Source organism: Iodobacter fluviatilis (genome assembly GCF_900451195.1).
Lineage (GTDB): Bacteria > Pseudomonadota > Gammaproteobacteria > Burkholderiales > Chitinibacteraceae > Iodobacter > Iodobacter fluviatilis.
This window is the reverse complement of sequence record NZ_UGHR01000001.1, coordinates 3138898-3158178: the sequence shown is the minus strand read 5'-3', so window position 1 is coordinate 3158178 and position 19281 is coordinate 3138898. Positions and strand designations below refer to the sequence as shown.

General features: G+C 50.0%; 13 protein-coding genes. 7 read left to right on the top strand and 6 right to left on the bottom strand.

Annotation, left to right across the window (positions count from 1 at the left end):
- Positions 1-161: 161 nt before the first annotated feature.
- Positions 162-632 carry a NanQ anomerase/TabA/YiaL family protein gene (locus DYD62_RS14575; protein ID WP_115228023.1) on the bottom strand — a complete coding sequence of 157 codons (471 nt, stop codon included), beginning with the start codon at positions 630-632 and terminating at the stop codon, positions 162-164.
- 239 nt (positions 633-871) lie between these two features.
- On the opposite strand from DYD62_RS14575, the gene DYD62_RS14570 reads away from it, so the two are divergent.
- The 7 genes from DYD62_RS14570 (at position 872) to DYD62_RS14535 (ending at position 11967) form a co-directional block, all read left to right on the top strand.
- Positions 872-1720, top strand: coding sequence for a PA4780 family RIO1-like protein kinase (locus DYD62_RS14570; protein ID WP_115228021.1), 849 nt, complete (start codon positions 872-874; stop codon positions 1718-1720).
- Positions 1721-1992: 272 nt separating this feature from the next.
- Positions 1993-2997 carry a hypothetical protein gene (locus tag DYD62_RS14565; RefSeq protein ID WP_115228019.1) on the top strand — a complete coding sequence of 335 codons (1005 nt, stop codon included), beginning with the start codon at positions 1993-1995 and terminating at the stop codon, positions 2995-2997.
- A 421-nt stretch (positions 2998-3418) separates the two neighbouring features.
- Entirely contained in the window at positions 3419-5107 is a 1689-nt protein-coding gene (gene recJ, locus DYD62_RS14560; RefSeq protein ID WP_115228017.1) for a single-stranded-DNA-specific exonuclease RecJ, read from the top strand.
- Between the two features lie 163 nt (positions 5108-5270).
- Positions 5271-7334: a lamin tail domain-containing protein gene (locus tag DYD62_RS14555; RefSeq protein WP_115228015.1), complete on the top strand. Its 2064-nt coding sequence runs from the start codon at positions 5271-5273 to the stop codon at positions 7332-7334.
- Positions 7335-8012: 678 nt separating this feature from the next.
- Positions 8013-8831 (top strand): hypothetical protein, encoded by an 819-nt coding sequence (locus DYD62_RS14545; RefSeq protein ID WP_115228010.1) that lies wholly within the window; start codon positions 8013-8015, stop codon positions 8829-8831.
- Between the two features lie 648 nt (positions 8832-9479).
- A complete protein-coding gene (locus tag DYD62_RS23460) occupies positions 9480-11417 on the top strand; it encodes a lamin tail domain-containing protein (RefSeq protein ID WP_132038709.1) in 1938 nt (645 codons plus the stop codon).
- Positions 11407-11967: a hypothetical protein gene (locus tag DYD62_RS14535; RefSeq protein WP_115228008.1), complete on the top strand. Its 561-nt coding sequence runs from the start codon at positions 11407-11409 to the stop codon at positions 11965-11967. The genes DYD62_RS23460 and DYD62_RS14535 overlap by 11 nt, the downstream gene beginning before the upstream one ends.
- 91 nt (positions 11968-12058) lie before the next feature.
- Here DYD62_RS14535 and serB read toward each other — a convergent pair whose 3' ends face one another.
- From serB to DYD62_RS14510, 5 genes are all read right to left on the bottom strand, one after another.
- A complete protein-coding gene (gene serB / locus DYD62_RS14530; RefSeq protein WP_115228005.1) occupies positions 12059-12898 on the bottom strand; it encodes a phosphoserine phosphatase SerB in 840 nt (279 codons plus the stop codon).
- 86 nt (positions 12899-12984) lie between these two features.
- Positions 12985-13737 (bottom strand): substrate-binding periplasmic protein, encoded by a 753-nt coding sequence (locus DYD62_RS14525; RefSeq protein WP_115228003.1) that lies wholly within the window; start codon positions 13735-13737, stop codon positions 12985-12987.
- A 71-nt stretch (positions 13738-13808) separates the two neighbouring features.
- Positions 13809-14504: a YecA/YgfB family protein gene (locus DYD62_RS14520; RefSeq protein WP_115228002.1), complete on the bottom strand. Its 696-nt coding sequence runs from the start codon at positions 14502-14504 to the stop codon at positions 13809-13811.
- 415 nt (positions 14505-14919) lie between these two features.
- On the bottom strand, positions 14920-18984 hold the full coding sequence (locus tag DYD62_RS14515) for a DEAD/DEAH box helicase (protein WP_115227999.1): 4065 nt from the start codon (positions 18982-18984) through the stop codon (positions 14920-14922).
- Between the two features lie 30 nt (positions 18985-19014).
- A complete protein-coding gene (locus DYD62_RS14510; protein ID WP_115227997.1) occupies positions 19015-19212 on the bottom strand; it encodes a DUF1737 domain-containing protein in 198 nt (65 codons plus the stop codon).
- Positions 19213-19281: the final 69 nt, after the last annotated feature.

The following is a 19281-nucleotide window of genomic DNA, read 5'->3' as shown; positions in this document are numbered from 1 at the left end:
ATAAATAACGAAATTTATGCCATTTTTAATCAGAATTTTGTTTTGTAAGTTGCTGTTTTTATAGATGATTAAATGGGTTTTTCTGCAGTTTGTAAGTGCAGGGCAGCTGGGGGTAAAAAAAGCAGAGTAACCGTGATGGGGGCTCTGCTGGTGGCTTGTGCTCAAGCCTCAGTGATCAGCTCTTTAGCAATCTTGATGACCACTTTTTTGATCGTCATTGACTGATGACTTGCCCGGCAGGGCTTGTGTAACTCGCCAGGGTAAAAAATGGCAAACATGCCGGGGGTGAGATAAAGCCGGGATTCGCCTTCTATGGCCGATACAAAGGCAATGTCTCTTTCTAAAAGTTGATCGTGGGTTTTTGCCAGTGTCTCATTGGCCGGGGCGTAGCCGATCAGCTCTTCGCCTTCATATAAATACTGGATATCAAGATAGCGGGCATGAAACTCGGGTTTGCCTTCATCCCATGCTTGCGTAAGTGGTGTTTGTACCAAAGCAAACATCCTTTCACCATCAATAGGGTAACGGCCGGTTTCCATACAGGAGAAATCTGTGTTGCGCAGATATTGAAGTGCGGTTTCTATCGCGGCGGGCAGGGGCAAGCCAGCTTGATGCAAATGGCCCAGATACATGGTGTTCTCGTTGCTTTATGGAATGTGCGCATTATATCTGAGTGATTTTGCCCACGATGAGAATAAGGCAGATTGCAAGATGCTTAATCATGGCGTAATCTTTTTGGATGTGCATGTTTTGTGTCAGCTTAGTGTTGGATATTCACATGTTAAAAAACCTTTTTGGCCCCGATCTTTGCGCTAAAAGCGAATTTATGGCATAAGGCACACTGCTGTTTGCTTATACCGGACTTTGGAAAATGAAAACCCCGAAAAGATTAGAACCGCTTGTTCAGAATGGACTTGTTGATGAAGTACTCCGCCAGCTGATGAGTGGCAAAGAAGCCGTGGTTTACGTAGTGCGCTGTGGCGACGATGTGCGCTGCGCCAAGGTTTATAAAGAAGCGAACCAGCGTAGCTTTAAGCAAAACGCCGCGTACCAGGAAGGCCGTAAGGTTCGCGGCTCACGCGATGCCCGTGCCATGGAAAAAGGCAGTCGCTATGGCCGCAAAATGGCCGAAGAAGTCTGGCAAACCGCCGAGGTGGATGCCCTGCACCGCTTAGCTGCGGCAGGGGTGCGTGTGCCTCAGCCTTATAATTGCTTTGAAGGCGTGCTCCTGATGGAGCTGGTGACCGATGCCGCAGGCCATGCTGCCCCACGATTAAATGATGTTGTGCTGAGCCATTCAGTGGCTTTGGCTTATCACGCCATGCTGATTAAGCAAGTGGTATTAATGCTTTGTGCTGGTGTGATTCATGGCGATTTATCTGAATACAATATTCTGGTTGATGCAGATGGCCCGGTGATTATTGATTTGCCGCAAGCGGTGGATGCAGCAGGCAATAACAGCGCGTTTAGCATGCTGGAGCGTGATGTGGGTAATCTGGCCACTTACTTTGGCCAGTTTGCGCCAGAGTTACTAACAACAGATTACGCTTTTGAGATCTGGAGCCACTACGAGAAAGGCGAGCTGCATCCTGATGTGGCACTGACTGGCCGTGCCCGCCGCAGCGAGAAGAAAGCCGATGTACGTGGCCTGATGCGTGAAATTGACAGCGTGAAGGAAGAAGAGCTCAACCGTCGCCGCTTTCAGCTAGAAGAAGATTAATCAAGTCTTTGTAAATGGATTGTGGGTGCCTACCTTACCCTTGATGCGTTAAGTTAAGACAAAGTAAAGAAGTGATCTTTATAGGGTGTGCACGTTGTTTTTCTTGCGCACCGTTTTCTGCGCTCCGACTACGTCGTTGTGCACCCTATAAAAACTTGATGTAAAAACTGGGTGGGTTTCACCCGCCCTACAAAAAATGCATGGGCAAGGTTTAGCCATTGAACCAATGCCCCGTTGTTATGCCTACAGTAAATCCACCTGTTAAATCCCCTATGTCACTTCATTTTGTTATTTCTTATGCCGACTGGCCCGATTCGGATCAGTGCCGCTTTATTACCACCGGCCTAGATTTGCCCGCAGCGGCGCTACTGTGTGGCCGGGGCGAGCGCCTGCCTGCGCACAAGCAAACAGTAGAGGCATGGCTGGCAGGGCGGTTTGGTATGGCGCATTTGCCTTCCGCAGCTTTAACGCTGGGCTTAGATCAGCCAGCTGCAAAGGCGGGCTTTTGGCTCAGGGCCGATCCGGTACATCTTAAAATTGAGCGGGATGGGCTGCTGTTGTTTGATGCGCACCATTTTCAAATTGCTCAGGCCGAGGCCGATGCGCTGGTCGCCGGGCTGAATAGTGTCTTCGGCGAAGACGGCATGTTGTTTGTGGCCGCCACACCCACGCGCTGGTATTTGCGTTTACCCGCTGATCCACAGCTGGTATGGACATCACTTGATGCGGCCATTGGCCGCGATATCAATACTCTCTTGCCCAAGGGCAAGGATGCGTTGCAGTGGCACCGCTTGCTGAATGAAATTCAGATGTATCTCTATACCCATGCTGTGAATGATAAGCGCAGCGATGCACAAACCATCAATAGCCTCTGGCTGTGGGGGGGCTCTGATTACCCCGTGCTTGAAACGCCTGTCGTGCCCGGGTTACCCGTCTATGCGGATGATTTACTGCTGCGTGGCCTGATGCATATTGGTGGCGCTGATGTGCAGCCATTGCCCGCCAGTGCCGCAGCACTGCCTGATGGAGATGCATTGGTGATGCTCGATCACCTGCGGCTGGGGGCTTGCTATGGCAATGCTCACGATTGGCGGGAAGGCTGGCTTGCATTAGAAAAAAATTGGTTTGCACCGCTCTTGGCAGACTTAAAATCGGGCAAGCGTAAATCGCTGGCGATCACTTTCCCCGAGCTGGGCCTCGCCCTGCAAACAGACCGATCCTTACGCTGGAAAATCTGGCAAAAGCCGAAATTTCCCTGGGATTTTGCTCCTGGCTAAAAAGGTCTGTAGACACAGAGCAGATGAAGAACACAGAGCACATAGAGAAAATCGTAAGTGTTTAACCTTTTCAGGTTTTAATTTGAGTCTTAAAAGATTTTAAAGGATTCGTTCCCTATTGGAGGAAGGCAAACCTATTTACTTAAGCAAAATTAGTGAGGCATGATGTTTTCGTAGGTTGGGTTAGTTGATTTGTTCGCCCATTTTTGGCGAACAAATCAGCGTAACCCAACACTTAGGCTTAAAAGAATGTTGGGTTACGCGATAAAGCTGCTAACCCAAGCTACGAATTCCGTTTAAGTAAATAGGATTGGTTGAGGAATACCTTTTTTTTCTCTCTGTTCTGCTTTCAAACTCTGTGTTCTCTGTGCCCACAGAAGTTCGTTTTAGAAGTTTTTATACCCGTCACTTTGAGTCAGCCATGACCACCATTTCCCCCCGTATTGTCCCATCCGCTGCCGAATCTCTGCTTTGTGAGCAAGGCTTATCCCCGCTGGAGGCGCGTTTGTATGCGGCTCGCGGTATCAGCAGCCGCTCCGAGTTAGAGCACGAGCTGGCGCATTTGCTGCCTTTTCATGGCTTAAAAAATATCATTGGGGCAGGTAAGCGCCTGGCCGACGCGATTGCGGCAGGCGAGCGCATTCTGATCGTGGCCGATTACGATGCCGATGGCGCAACCGCCTGTGCGGTGGGGATGCGGGGCTTGGCGATGCTGGGGGCGGTGGTCGATTTTGTGGTGCCGAACCGATTTGAATATGGCTATGGCCTGACGCCAGAAATCGTCGAGCTGGCGGCGCAAAAATCGCCGGGTTTAATCTTAACGGTTGATAACGGCATCGCCAGTGTGGCGGGTGTGGCGGCTGCACAGGCACGCGGCATTGATGTGCTGATTACGGATCACCACTTACCTGGCGATGAATTACCCGCCACGCTGATTGTGAATCCTAATCAGCCGGGCTGCACGTTTGCCAGTAAAAACCTGGCCGGTGTGGGGGTGATGTTTTATGTGCTGATGGCGCTGCGGGCCGAGCTGCGCGAGCGGCAAGTTTTTGCAGGCATCAAAGAGCCAAATCTCGCCACCTTGCTGGATTTGGTGGCGCTGGGCACGGTGGCCGATGTGGTGAGGCTGGACGGCAATAATCGTATTCTGGTTGAGCAGGGCTTAAAGCGTATGCGGGCAGGGCGGGCCAGTGCGGGTGTGCTGGCTTTGTTTGCGGCTGCAGGGCGCTTGCCTTACAAGGCATCCTGTTTTGATCTGGGTTTTACCCTGGGGCCAAGGCTGAATGCGGCGGGGCGGTTGGATGATATGAGCCTCGGCATTGCTTGCCTGTTGGCCGATTCGGAAGCGGCTGCTACGCCTCTGGCCAAAGAGCTGGATGGTATGAATCGTGAGCGGCGCGAGATTGAAGTGGGCATGCGCGCCGAGGCCGAGGCGATTTTGGCAGGCATAGACGCAGAAGATGCTTACAGCATTAGTCTCTATCAGGGCGATTGGCATCAGGGCGTGGTGGGGATTATTGCCTCCAGAATGAAAGATAGATTTCATCGCCCCACCATTGTGTTTGCCGATGGGAACGATGATGAAATCAAGGGCTCGGGCCGCTCTATCCCCGGCCTGCATCTGCGCGATGCACTGGATTTGGTCTCTAAACGCCATCCTGATTTAATCCTGAAATTTGGCGGCCATGCCATGGCGGCCGGCCTAAGCCTGCGCCAGGCCGACTTTGCCCGCTTTAAAGCCGAGTTTGAAACCGTGTGTAAGGAGCTGATGGATGCAGGCACGCTGGAGCGAAAAATTGAGACCGACGGCGAGCTGGCCACCGAGTGCTTTGCGCTGGACGTGGCCGAAACGCTGGACAAGCAAGTATGGGGCCAGGGCTTTCCCGCGCCGGTGTTCCAGGGCGAATTCACCGTGGTTGAGCAGCGCCTTGTGGGCGAGCGGCACTTAAAACTCAAACTCGCTAACCCGCATGGTTTGGTGCTGGATGCCATGCGCTTTGGCCATGCCGATCCGCTGCCACCCAAAATCATGGCCGTGTACCGCATCGGCGTAAACGAGTTTCGCGGCAACCGCGTGGTGCAGCTGCAAATTGAACATGTGAGCGATTAGCAGTTTAGTGTTGGTGGTGTACTCCTTGTTAGGTGAGTAAGTCTTTATGCCCCCATTCTGATTCGCCATGATTCCCTGCCAGGCCATCGTCTGTTTGCTATGGTAAAGAGGGGGCGCAGCTATGCGCCAAAGCGTGTTTGGGTGTGAACAAGGGGCTGGCTGAATGAAACCAACTTTGTGGTATTTATGGTTGTTGGTCTTAATCAGTTTAACGGCCTGCGGAGGGGGAGGCGGCGGCTCTTCAGAGAGTGTGGTGCCAACGCCTGTTTCGCAAGTTGTAACCGCCACACCCATCCCAACAGCGATCCCCACCGCGCAGCCTACTGTTATTCCCAGTGTTACACCTACCGCTATTCCTACTGCCGCACCCCTGCCCACTGCGGTGCCCACTTTTTTACCCAGCTCCAGCCCCAGCCCTACATTAACGCCCACACTGGCCCCGGCTCCCAGCCCTTCGCCCAGCCCTGTTCCAACCGCTGTGCCGGTTACGGCCGCCAATGCGGGCCTGATCATCAGCGAAGTATCCACTAATGATTCGACCAATGCCGGTGCGTGGGTGGAGATCCATAATCCGGGCAGCAGCGCCGTTTCCCTTAGCGGTGTCAGCTTGCGTACCCGCTCTGGCCTACGTTCATCGCCATTTACCGTTTCCAGCTTGCCAGTCAGCTTTAGCCTGCCTGCTGTTACGCTGGCTGCGGGAGGGTATTTAGTGGTGATCGCTAAAATTGACGATAGCGTCAGTGACAGCAGCCAAGCGGTGTATGTCAGAAATGGCGAGGCTGTGCCTTTTTGGGATGCCAATGGCGCTGCAGAGCTGACTTTTGCAGGGGCTACTTTAGATTTTGTCCGCTTTGGCAACAGCAGCCATGCGCCACTAAGCAGCGGTGCATGGGCAGGCACCAATGTGGCCGCCATGCCAGCGACTTCGCTCGATTATGGCAAGTCTTTGGTACGGCCTTTTCCGCTGCAGGCCAATAGCAAGAGCGCCGCAGACTGGTTGCAGGTTTCTTTTGCTACGCCCGGCGGGCGCAACGATGTGCCCGCCACGGCGGTAGATAGCGATAACGATGGCATTCCTGATAGTGCGGAAGTAGCAGGGGGCACATTGGGTGGCTTAGATTTATTTGCAATGGGGGCAAGGGCAAATCAGCGCGATATCTTTGTACAAGTGGATCATATGATTTCCAGCGATGCCGGCATTACCCCGCGCAAAGAAGCGCTGCAAAAAGTAGTGGATGTATTTGCCGCCAGAGGTTTTAGTATTCATTTTGATACCGGCAGCCTGTATGCCGCCAGCTTTAACCCCGCCTTATTTAATTTGGGTGGCGGGCTTGCAGGCGGATCCAATGCCGTAAGCTATGCCCGTTGTTTAACTTTAGACAGCAAAACAGGCTGTGCCTCTTTATACAGTTATAAATCAGCAAGTTTAGATATCCGGCGCAAAACGATATTTCATTATCTGATTATGGCTAATTCCCAGGAATCAGACGGATCGGCAGGCTCTTCTGGCCTAGCAGAAATTAATGGCAATGATTCTATGGTGACATTAGGCAGCTGGGGGCTATCCAGCGGCTCAGGTAGTAATACTAATTTATTGCTCAATTATCAAGCCAGCACCATTATGCATGAATTAGGTCATAATTTTGGCTTAGAGCATGGTGGAAATGAATCTAATAATTACAAGCCCAATTACTATAGCGTGATGAATTACCTCTATCAATTACCAGGGCTGGGATCTGATCCTAAAACAAACAGCGCCGTGCAGCGCTATTACTTAAATAATAATGCGCTGGGGTTTAGCTGGGGAAATATTTGTAATATAGACGCTAGCCCATGTGGTACAGAATATAAAATGGATTATTCCGATGGCAGCGGTATCAGCTTAAATGAAAGCAGCCTGCTTGAATCCGCCATCATTGGCCGTGGAAATAATGGCGGGTTTTATGCTGATTGGAATACCAATGGCACACAAAATGCCAATGCCTATGCAAGAGATATTAATCAGGATTCTAGTTTTTCAGTATTAAGCGATTACAACGACTGGGCCAATCTCAATATTGCCTTTGCCCGGCAGAGCACGGGCAATAGCGGGGCCAGCCTCTTATCAAGGCGCGTATTTATCCCATCACGAGTGCTTAGCCAAGACAGGCAAACAACAGCAATTGAGCAGCGCCCTGCTTTAGAGATGATTAAAATGATAAATAGCCTTAAACAGAGGGCGCAGTAATTGTCTGGTTGGAGATTGATTACTTGTATGTAAGAAATTAAGCGGCTGATTCAGGCGAAGTGCATTCTTGAAAACGGTAGAGAAATGTTGTTTTGTGATGGTTTTAATTACTTACAAATACCAAAATTTTTTTGCTGCGGCGTGGCAAATCCGCAAGCAGCAAAATTTGCCCCTTAAAAGTGCTGATGAGCTTGCCTTTTTACTCGCCGCGTTAGAGTGGCAAGACCACCCCTCACTCTGCCGCCCGCATCACGCTTTGGGCTTTGCTCGCTTTTATTATGATAGCCCTTGCTTGGGCCTGCCTTGTCAAGATTGATATTGTGGCTGTGGAGCCTAGGTAGGAAGAGAAATTTCTAAGAATGCCAAAGTAGTAAATTTTAGGGTTCATTATTAAATAATGCATTGCACTGTTAGCTGGTGCCCTGTAAGCACGAACTTGACAGACATTGACATTAGCAAGATTTCAGGTCGCATTGAGTTATCCACGTTGAAACGATATGTCACATATGAGACATGTGACATCGGAATGACGTTTGGGCGACTTTTAGTTGTTTCCGCTGAGTCAACTTCGGAAGAAGGGCGTAAAGCAATCACGGGAAAAACTGTCTTCTAAAATTGTTGCAGGTGATTTTTTACTTATTCCAGTAAAAATCATATGAATTTAAGTGAGTGGCCGGCATGGGAATCTTCAGCAGAATAAAGAAGTTAATAGGCTTGGAGCAGCAGGAAGTGTTTCGTCGCTGGCCTGCTTCTGAACTTGAAGAAAAGAAGGTATATCTAGAGAATAAGCTTTCTGAAGAGTTCACGCCTGAAGATCACTATCTATCTGCAGAATGGATCATTCAGCGATACCTGCCAGAAGGTGACGATCCCACACCTGAGCAATGGTCTGAAATAATAGCTGATATTCGGCAGAAAATTGACATCAATCTAAAAAATGCTGCTGTTGGTGAGCTTGTTAAGATTGAGTATGTTCAACTAGAGCCATATGTTATAACCAAAGAAGACTTCTTGAAGGATGTTGTCCCTACCTTCTCAAGATTTGATCTGTTGCCCGACCCCTATCTGAAGGATAGTCAAGGAAGAGAGCTGTGGACTGTGCTCTTTGAATTTACTCAGCAATATTCATACAAGTATGGTGAAGCCAAAGATACGTTGATTTTCTTCTGTGATGCCTTCCAGGCAGAAAAGCTTGTTCATGATCTAGGGCGAACCTATACAGCACTACGATGCGCCCAGATTGAAGGTTCTGCAAAGTTGGAGGTAGTTTGCTCTAGTAAGCAATGCTCAGACTGTATGAGCTTGGATGGAAATAAGATGGCCGTTGAAGAGCTGCTTTCTGCCTTTAAAAATGAGGCTCCTTTATTTCCTCATCCATTGCATCTTGAAGATGAAGTTAGTTGGTGTCCTGCTCCATATCTATCACCAGAGATCCCATTGAGGATGGGGGATGACACTGAGTTTTATGAGGTGCTGATGAAAATCCTAGAGAGGTAGTATGTTGGCATGCAAGGTTGGGATAACGTTCTATTAGCCCAACATCTAATAAAGAAAACTTTATGCGATATTGAAGAAAAAATATAGTCAGAGCCATGTGTTTTTTACCTTCAACCTTGCTGATAGAAAAAGTACTTAATTGATTGATAAAAATGATTTTCATTTGGAATGCAATGCAAAAAATACGGGAATTTTATCCTTTAGGGCTTGTTGAAATTGGATTGTGAATGAAGTGATTTTATAAAATAAGGGCGTTTTTTTTATTCTTAGCAGGGAAGAGTAATTTGCCGATTTCGCATCCAATTGCTATAGGATGATCAGTAAAAACTTTAGGGTTTTTTAATCGGAGGTTGGCATATCAGTTGAGCTGTAAAGCAGGCATCTTTGTTTGCTTTTTATGTCTTTGGAATAATTCATATTCGTGGGATTAATCAACCATGAGCTTTTACTGTCATGGAACTAAGCATTGTTTGGGTTTTTATTTATTTTTAGTCAGTTTTTAGTAATTTTATATAAGAAAATGATTGGTTCGGTAATGACATTGGTGTAGGCTGCGCAAGCATTAGCAAATCCTTAAGCTTTGGCTGTGTTTTGTAGCCGCGTATGGGGATAGTGTCTTCTTTGACCAAGTCATTTTTGAGAAAGTAAATGAATAACGATCGTTTTCAGCAGTATGGCGTGCGTTTGGCAGGTTTAAGTTTGAGTGTGATATTAGCGGCTTGCGGTGGCGGAGGGGGAGATTCAGGCAGTGCATCCCCTGCTACGACATCTGTGCCAACGCAGCTTCCCACTTTAGTGCCGACGACAGTGCCGACGCCTGTTCCAACGGCTATTCCAACTTTGCCGCCCGTAAGCCTGTTGCCAACACCCACGCCTGCACCGGGGCCAACTTTAAGCTCAACATTACTTATTAGTGAGGTTTCAAGTAATTATGATTCTGGGAAGGGGGCGTGGTTAGAGATTTACAATAGCGGTGTTCAGGATGTATCTCTTAATGGGGTAAGTTTGCGTACTTCATCTTGGTCTGACTGGACGTCGTTTGATTTGCCAAAAACAGTGGTGATTAAGCCGGGTGCGTATTTTATTGTGGCAGGCAAAAGTGATGATGCCATGCAGAGTACAGACCAAATTGCTTATGTGAGTAATCAGTCTAAGGTGCCCAATTGGACTGGTAGCAGTGGTGCAATCGAATTAGTTAAAGGGGGCGTTACGCTTGATTTTGTTCGCTTTGGTAGTAGCCAGGCTCAGCCATTGTCGGCAGGCGCTTGGACAGGGGGAAGTGCTGTAAGTATGCCTGTTTGGGATTATGGCCATTCCCTAGCCCGTACGGGGCCGGTTAAAGGCAATACGCGCAGTGCGCAGGATTGGATAGTGGTGCCGTTTTCTACTCCCGGTGGCCCTAATGATGTGCCTGCTTATGCCACAGATAATGATCACGACGGTATCCCGGATAGCGCTGAAGTTGCAGGTGGCACCTTTGGGGGGATTGATTATTTTGCAATGGGGGCAAGAGCAAATCAGCCGGATATCTTTATTCAAATTGATCATATGAAGTCAATGGATTTAGGAATTACACCGACAAAAGAAGCGCTGCAAAAAGTGGTGGATGCTTTTAAATTACAAAATATTGCAGTGCATTTTGATGTGGGTAATTTATATAATGCAAAATTTAATCCGGTAGACTTTAATTTAGGCGGAAGTCGTTTAAATTCAAGAAATGAAGTGGCTTATAAAACCTGCTTAGGTATCGATTCATCGGAAGGTTGCGCATCTATCTATGACTACAAAAATCTGAGTATGGATATACGTCGCAAGCAAGCTTTTCATTATTTGTTGATGGGTAACTCACAAGAGCTTGATGGCAGATCTGGTTCTTCAGGTCGTGCTGAAGTTGTAGGTAATGATATTATTGTTACTTTAGGTTCTTGGGGCTTGAATGCAGATTCTGCGGGGGAGATTAATGAATTAATTAATTTTCAAGCAGGTACTATTATGCATGAATTAGGTCATAACTTAGGCTTGAAGCATGGTGGTAATGAAGATGTTAATAATAAGCCTAATTACTATAGTGTGATGAATTATCTATACCAAATGAAGGGTTTAGGTTCATCGCCTAAATCAATATCGGCCGTAGAGCGTTATTTTTCTAATAAAGAGGCAAATGGCTTTACTTGGGACTCCCGCTGCAAGCTTGAGGGTGGCCCATGCTCTAGTAGTTTCCGTATTGATTATTCCGATGGAACGGGCCGTACCTTAAATGAAAACAGCCTAAATGAAGCGGATTTAATTGGGCGTGGCGTGTTTACAGGTGTCTATGCAGATTGGGATTTAGACAATAAGCAAAGCGCGGTTAATTATGCTTTGGATCTGAATGATGACGGCACTAAAGGGCTTTTGCGTGATTACAATGATTGGGCTAATTTAAATTTAGCTTTTGCACGTGTAGAAAGTGGCAATAGCGGCGTATCCATGCAAAGGAGCAGTAAAGTGGCAGTTAATCCAATTCTGAACGATAAGCAGCGCTGGGCGGTAGAAGCCAAGCCATCGGCGGCCTTCTTTGCTGCGATGCGTCGTCGTGCCCGCTGACTGGGTTTGGGCCCTGCTGTGTGTGGCAGGGTTTGCTCAGGGGGCCGCGCTGCAGATCAGCGGGGCAAGCGCGATGAAGCCCCTTTCTGGTGAAGTGGAATCGGCCAGGCAGGAGGCGGGGGCGGCGTACTTTAAGCTGGCTGAGGGCGAGGCAGTGGTTGCGCCCTGGCCGCTGGCATGGCGTGCCTTGCCTGAAGGTACGCAGCTGCTGGCAGAGCGTGCGCCTCATCCTGCCGGGCCGGTTAGCCGTTTGCGATTGCTGAAAGGTGATCAGCCATGGCTGGAAATGATTGCGGGTGGCTATGCAGGCACCGTGGTGCAGGATGGCTGGCGGCTGGGGTTTAAAGAGGGCAAGGCCTTGCTAGTGCAAGGTGATGAAAGCCAGCCATTTTTACGCAGAATGCGAATGAAAGATCAGGCCGGAGTAAGCTGGTGTTTGCGCCTGCTGGCTACGCATGATGCGCCGAAGGTGGCCTCTGGCATGGCGCAGGAAGCGCAAATCAAGGCCGATTGGCTGCGCTATTTGCCACGCAAAGGGCGATGCGAGTGATGTGTGGGGTGATTTGCTGATTTAAATGCGGGGCGGGCACGATGTTGTGCCCGCCCCGCATTTTTCAGTGCCTAGGTTTTGTCCCCTAGCCTTAAATAAAGTAATTCAATACGCCGTCTAATCCCACCTGATTAATGCAATACGGCGCTTCGCGTTGTACAAGCGGTTTGGCATGGCAGGCTACGCCAAAGCCTGCTTCTTTAAGCATCGGTAAATCGTTTGCGCCATCGCCCATGGCCACCACCTGATCAATACTCAGGCCCAGCTCGGCCCGGTATTTGATCAGCTCAGATTTTTTGCGCTCTGCATCCACAATATCGCCAATGACTTTGCCAGTGAGTTTGCCGTTTTCAATTTCTAATACATTGGCAATCGTGCGGGTGAGGCCTAGCTTCGCTTGTAGTTTTTCGGTGAAAAAAGTAAATCCGCCCGAAATTAAAAGTGTCTTGGCGCCAGCATCATGAAAGCCTTTGAGCATGATCTCAGCGCCCGGCATCAGTTTAAGCCGCTCGGTATAAACGCGCTCCAGCGCACTTTCGTCTAATCCTGCCAGCAGGGCCACGCGGCGGGTAAGGCTTTCTTTAAAGTCAATTTCACCGCGCATGGCGCTGGCGGTAATGGCAGATACTTCGGCCTTAATGCCTTGCATATCGGCGATTTCATCGATGCATTCAATAGTAATCAGTGTGGAATCCATATCCATCACCACAAGGCCAATATCCTGTACGCGGGTGTCTTCTGGGATAAAAGCAAAATCCAGTTGATTGGATTCGCAAAAATCGGCTACGGCCTCTTCATTGCTGATATCGGCGCCTTGTAAACGAAACGCCTGTTGGTGAATCGCTTCTATGCTGTGCGCACCGGATAAACGGGCGAGTTGTTTTAAGTTTTGCGTAGCAATTTCTGGCGCTTGGATAACAAGACGGTACATATCAACTCTCTGCAGGGCTTGGGGCGAAGGGTTTGATTGTAACTAAACTTGCTGTTTGCCGCGAGAATAGGGGTGGAATAGCCGCTTTATTCCTGAGTCGTATTTTTAAATTGGCTGGATTCACGAACGATGGCTATGTTTTGCCATATGGCTTGGCTTAGCGTGGTTTTTTTGTTTTGAAATGAATAGGAAAAAGCCAGGAATAAATCGCTGATTAAAAAGGGTTGCGGCAGTTTTTCAATTTCTTTTGCATATTCAGGGTGGGTTTTAAGTGATCTGTCGCCCTGGCGCTCTTCTGCTACTGCAATTTGAATCAGCCCTACACTGAGTTTCCTGAATAAATCATCTACGGATTGTGAGCTGTCTTCGCTGGGGATTTGTCTTTGTTTTAATACGCTGGCGGCCATATACCCAGCTTGTACGCCGACTGAGCCATTCAGTGGGGAAAACTGCTTGCCATCCCAGTCATTGCTGCTGTCTTTGCGCCGGTAAACAGAGCGGGTGGTGGTTAGCAGGCGCTGTTCATGCAGAGGCTCTGCCTTGCTATTGAGCGGGTAGGCCGCAATGACCCGCCGCTCGGGTAAGTAGGCGATGCCTATTACGCCATCATAGTTGCCTGACTGTACTTCTTTCAGGCAGCGCTTCCAGGGAAGAGGGTGGTAAATAATATTGACATCAAGCCGGTCTGCCACGGTATTCAGCAGCAAAAAACTATAGCCCGTGCCATTTTTTAAGGTGCTGGGGTAGGCGTCTTCGTTATCAAAACAAAGTTTTACGGTTTCTTTGGCTGCACAGGGCAGCGTCAGGAGGAGGCAAGCAAGGAGGAGAAGGCGTTTCATGGTGCAAACTCACTAAAATCTATCTTTAGCATAGTGTGCCTCCTGCTCTTTGCTCGCTTATTCTTTGCTAATTATGCGCCGCAGCACTTTTTGAATTTCTTGCCACTGCCACAGCTGCAAGGATCATTGCGGCCGATTTTTGGGCCGTCGTTCACAATGGTTTCTACCTTGCCAAATTGTTGATTCAGCCACCAGTGCAATACGTCTTCGATCAGCCATGGCAGCTCGTCAATCAGGGCGTCACGGGCGCTGATGGTGAGCACTTGCTCTTCGTCATCCGGATGGTGGCCTAATTCTAAGGTCAGAATCTTGGCAACGACTTCGTACAAGTCTTCGTTTTCATCCAGCGTGTCTTGCCAGAGGTCTTCACGCAATAAAACACCGGCTCTGAAGCCCGAAGCCCAGTAAGCGCCCAGCGTTTCACGCCATTTTTCATCTATGCCTTCGTCTTGCAAAATGATAGGCACGTATAAAGGCGCTTCGGTTTCTTTATTACGCGCTTTAAGCGAGAAAGCGTCTTGGATGGCGGCGTGGTGGCGGCGGATTAAATCAATAATCTCGTCTTTTTCTGCCGCATCTTTAAATTCTGGTGCCTGGCCTTCAAAAATATGCGGCAGCCATTCTTCTTCCGGCGCTTGCTCCGGGCTGATGGCCAGTGCCACAAAGAAACCATCGATCATTTCCAGATCCATGGTCTCTGCGCCTGTGGCTTCAGACATTAAAAACGCATCTAGGCGTTCTAGTTCGGCTTGCTTTAGTGCTGACATACTCGTATTTCCAATAAGTGTAAAAAAATTCTAAAAATCTAAAAAGTCTGTGTGCACAGAGATCAGGGTAGAACACAGAGCACACAGAGAAAAACTTTATAGGGTGTACAACGACGCAGTCGTTGCGCACCAAGGGCGGTGCGCAAGAAAAGCGACTTTCACACCCTATAAAATCTGATTTTTTTTGCAGTTTACCCTTGGTTTGATCCCTCTGGGTTTGCGTAACTAAATACCTGCCGTGGTAAATCATGTGGGGTTACGCGATATATCGCTGAGTGAGGAAAACCTCACACGCAGCCCGCCAACCCAACCTACAAAACTGATCAATATTAAAGCAAAGAATTTACTTCGCTTTTCTCCGTGTGCTCTGTGTTCTCATTTAGCTCTGTGTCTACAGATTTAGGGTTTGAATGGGTTAATTCCCACCTCGCAGCAATCCCAACAATGCTGCCGTATCCATCTTGCCTGTGGCGTCGCCGCCTTCGAGTAGGCTGTCGGCGAGGTCGCGTTTTTCGGCGTGCAGGGCCAGTATTTGCTCTTCGATGGTGTCTTGCGCCACCAAGCGGTAAATGGTGACTGGTCTTTGCTGCCCCATACGGTGCGCTCGATCCGATGCTTGGTCTTCAACCGCTGGATTCCACCATGGGTCCAGATGAATCACATAATCGGCTGCGGTCAGGTTTAAGCCTGTGCCACCGGCTTTTAAGCTGATTAAGAACACATCACCGATCCCGGCTTGAAAAGCATCGACGCGTTTTTTGCGCTCCAGCACCGGCGTGCTGCCATCCAGATATTGGTAGCTGATGCCTTTTTGTTCCAGCCATTCACGCACAATCGCCAGATGATCGACAAACTGGCTGAAGACCAATGCTTTGTGTTTGTTTTCCAGCAGCTCTTCGGTGATGTCGGCAAAGGCGGCGAGTTTACTGCCTTCTAGGGTTGAATTGGGAAGCGTGAGCTTGGGATTGCAACAAAAGCGGCGTAAACGGGTGATTTCGGCCAGTACCCGCATGGCACGGTTTTCATCCCCGCCTGCGGCATCGAGTTTTTCTACCGCCTCTTGGCGTAGCGCTTCGTATAAATGGCGCTCGTCTTTGGATAATTCGACTTTCAGCGTGATCTCGGTGCGTGGCGGTAATTCGCTCAGCACCTGCGTCTTGGTGCGGCGCAGGATAAACGGTTGGATCAGTTTTTTCAAATGCTGTTTGGCGGTTTTATCACCGCGCTCGATCGGGCCGCTGAATTTGGCGGCAAAACGCTCTTTCGATCCTAGGAGGCCTGGGTTGATAAAGCGGAATAAATTCCATAACTCGCCAAGATGGTTTTCCACCGGCGTGCCACTGGCAATGACTTTAAAGTCGGCATTGAGCGCCATCGCAGCCTGGCTGCGTTTGGTGGCAGAATTCTTAATGGCCTGCGCTTCATCCAATACCACGCTATGCCAGTGCTGGGCGGCAAAGGCTTCGCTGTCTTGCTGCAACATGCCATAGCTGGCAATCACCAAGTCAAAAGGGCCTAAGTCGCTCAGATCACGGTTGCTGTGATAAGTCTGCACTTTAAGCGTAGGCGCAAAGCGCAGTGCTTCGGCCTGCCAGTTGAGCGCTACCGAAAGCGGGGCAATCACTAGGGCTGGGCCTTGTGGCGCGCGTGTGAGCAGCAGCGCCAGTGCTTGTACCGTTTTGCCCAAGCCCATATCGTCAGCGAGGCACGCCCCCACGCCCCAGCGTGCTAAACGGGATAACCATTGAAAGCCTTCCAACTGATAATCGCGCAAGGTGGCTTGCAGGGTGGAGGGCACTTCAGGCTGAAAGTCGGCCAGTGAATCCAGCTTGGCCACCTGCGCCTGCCACTCAGCATCGCTTTGTAAATCGCCCACTTCTCCTGCCAGCTCGGCTAAAAGCGGTGCGGTGAGTGCGCTGATTTTTAGCCCGTCTTTGCCCATCTCGGCCAGCACACGCAATTCATCTAAACGCTTTTTAAAGGCCTCGGTCAGCGCCAGGTAGTCGCCATCGCCCAGCGGCAGAAAGCGGCCTTCGGCCTTATCCATCATTTGCAGCAATTCTCTCAGCGCCAGCACGCGGCCATCGTCTAGCGTCAGCTCGCCACCTGCGACAAACCACTCGCCTTGTTTTTTAACCGTGAGCGACATTTGCGCAAGGCCGCGCGTGCTGTTTAAGCGGAAACGCTCGCCTTCAGGCCACACCAGTTGCAAGGTGTCTTCGCCAAAGGTTTTCAGCTCGGCCAGTAGCTCGAGGCATAGCTCGGGGTGGAAAAGCTCCCACTCAACGCCATTTTGCTCGGCTTGGCTGAGGGTCGGTGAGCCATCCACCACGCGTTTCAGGCGTTTCTTTTCTGCACTTAGATCGCGCACGGCCTGCACGGCACGGCCTTCGATTTCCCCGAGTACATTCACACTGCCTTTGGCAGGCGTCATCCAGCTGCCGTCAGCGAGCGGGCGCACCAAGAGCTGCATACGCAGGCCTTCTTGTAGTGGCAAAAGATGCGCATAAAGCGTGGCATCTGCGTCTATGGATTCCACATGCGCGGCCAGCTCGGGCAGGTCTGAGTGAATGGCGATATGCGGGGCAATCGCGGTAATGACATCCACTAGCTGCGCTTTGGCGGCAACGGGCACGGCCAGCCCTGTACCTAAAATACCGGCAATTTGTTTGATTTCGGGGCTGCTGCTGTAAATAACTAAGCGGGTTGGGGTTTCTTTTTTCCAGATCAGCGAGGCTTGGCTATCCATCTCTGGATCAAGTTGCAGGGTGATCTGGCCTTGTTTTTCTTTAAGCAGCAGCGCCACTTCACCCTTGGCAATATCGATACGCACATCGGGCGCATCAAACCAAAATAGCGCCGGGTGGCCAATTAAATGAGCAAGTGCTGCCTCGGCATCCAGCTCGTATTCGCTGCCGCCGTAGTAGTTGTTATATGATTTTCTGATACAGCTGGCGACGCGCTTATCCTGATCGCTCATGGCTGGCAAGGTGTCTTGCTCTTGCAGCATGCGGCGCAGCGCCACGGCGCGGCCCTTGCTCCAAATGCCTTTGGCGCTTTTCTTTTGCTCACGTGGATCAATACGAATATCGCCGTGACTGGTTTCAATCAGCCAGGCGATGCGGGCATCGCTGCTGCTGGCCGGTGTGCCTGCTTTAAGCTGGCTGAGTGCCACCAATGCGCGCTGCCAGCCTTCTTCTCGCTTAATCGCCGAAATCAGCGGTGTAAGCTGCTGCTGCGCGTGCCAGCCAGGGGAAAGCAGTGGCTTGCCAAATTGCTGGAAAAGCAGCACATCCAGCTCGGCGGCAATCCATTGATAGCCATTTTTTACTGCTTTGGCGCGGGCGGTGAGGAGCTTCTGGCACCAGCTATCATCGACATCGGCGTCTTGCCAGAACAATGCCAGCGCTTCAAACAGGCCATCGCAATCATTGGGTTGATAATGATAGCCGGGGCGTGCGCTGATCAGCGGCGTGCCTTGCGCTAGGTGGTCGACCAAAGAATGCAACGCAAAATAGCAGTTAGCGTGTTTTTGTTTATAGCCATCATCCACCTGCGCCTTAGCCAGCTTAATGCTGGCCGGTGTGTTCAAGCCCAGCAGTGCCACGGTATAGAGCAGGCCGTTGGTATCAGTTAGAAAATATTTACGCTTGCCGCTGGCCTGTTTCAGCGCTTTCAGTAGCGAGTCGTAAATTTCTACTGCAATGCTGTATTCACCGCGCAGGGTGGCCAGTGCCGCCAGATTTTCGGCTAAATACTGTGCGGGGGTTCTTCGCTGGATCAGTTTGAGCTGGGCAAAATCGCCCCGCAGCAGAGCATGGGCAGCCAACTGGGCTGATAGCTGCGGCCATTGATCAAAGCGCTGCTCAAAGCCACTGAGGGCGTACTGATACATGGCGTTGCAATCAGTCAGATACCAAGCGCTGCTTTGCAGGGCATCTAGCAATAACTGACATTGGATTTCTTCATCTAACAGCCCGAATAAAATCTGACCGCTTTCGCTGGCGAAAAAATGCTGCGCGACGCGATCGGCGAGGCCAGAGCGCTGTCGCCATTCATTAACGATTTCAATTTGCCCGCAAAATGCAGAAAACAGGATCTCGCGCTGGCAAAAGTCTTCTGGGTAGTTTTTCCATGGCGAGTATTCGTGCTGCTGGGTCAGCAGATCACGCACACTGCCCACCCAGCTGGGCAACCAGCCGCTTTGTTTTAGCTTTAGTAGGGCAGGGAAAACAAATTCGTTTTCCAGTACATAGCCCATGCCCGTTTGCAATGTCGCCATTTTTTGCAACATCAGCCTAGCTAGGCAGGCTTTGACCGCGGGCTGATCATAGGCTCTGCCATTGGCCATTTTTTCTTTACGCAGCTGCATCAGTGTAATCAGACGTACCTGGGGCATAGGCTCTTGAAACAGCGCCATGGCGTAGATGAGTGGCAGATCGTCGGGATGAATGGCTGAGAGTTTATGAGTCTGAGGCATAGAGGCTTATGAATGTGGAATGAGGCAGAATTAAAGTGAAGGCCAGAGCACAGCCTGGGCAACGATGACACTCTGACCATTGAACGTGGCCGAGGGCGAGCCATACAGCTGATAGCCCATATCTAGTGCTTCGCTAATTCTATGGCAAAAACTGGCGTCATCCGGGCCTGTGATTAAGCGGTAGCGGGGCAGATTATTGGGAGGTGAAGATGCGGATGCTGTATTCATTTGGGCTCTATATGCTTTTATAGGCGCGGTTTGAACCGCGAGAGTTTGCTGATGCGAATAGCCTAGGGT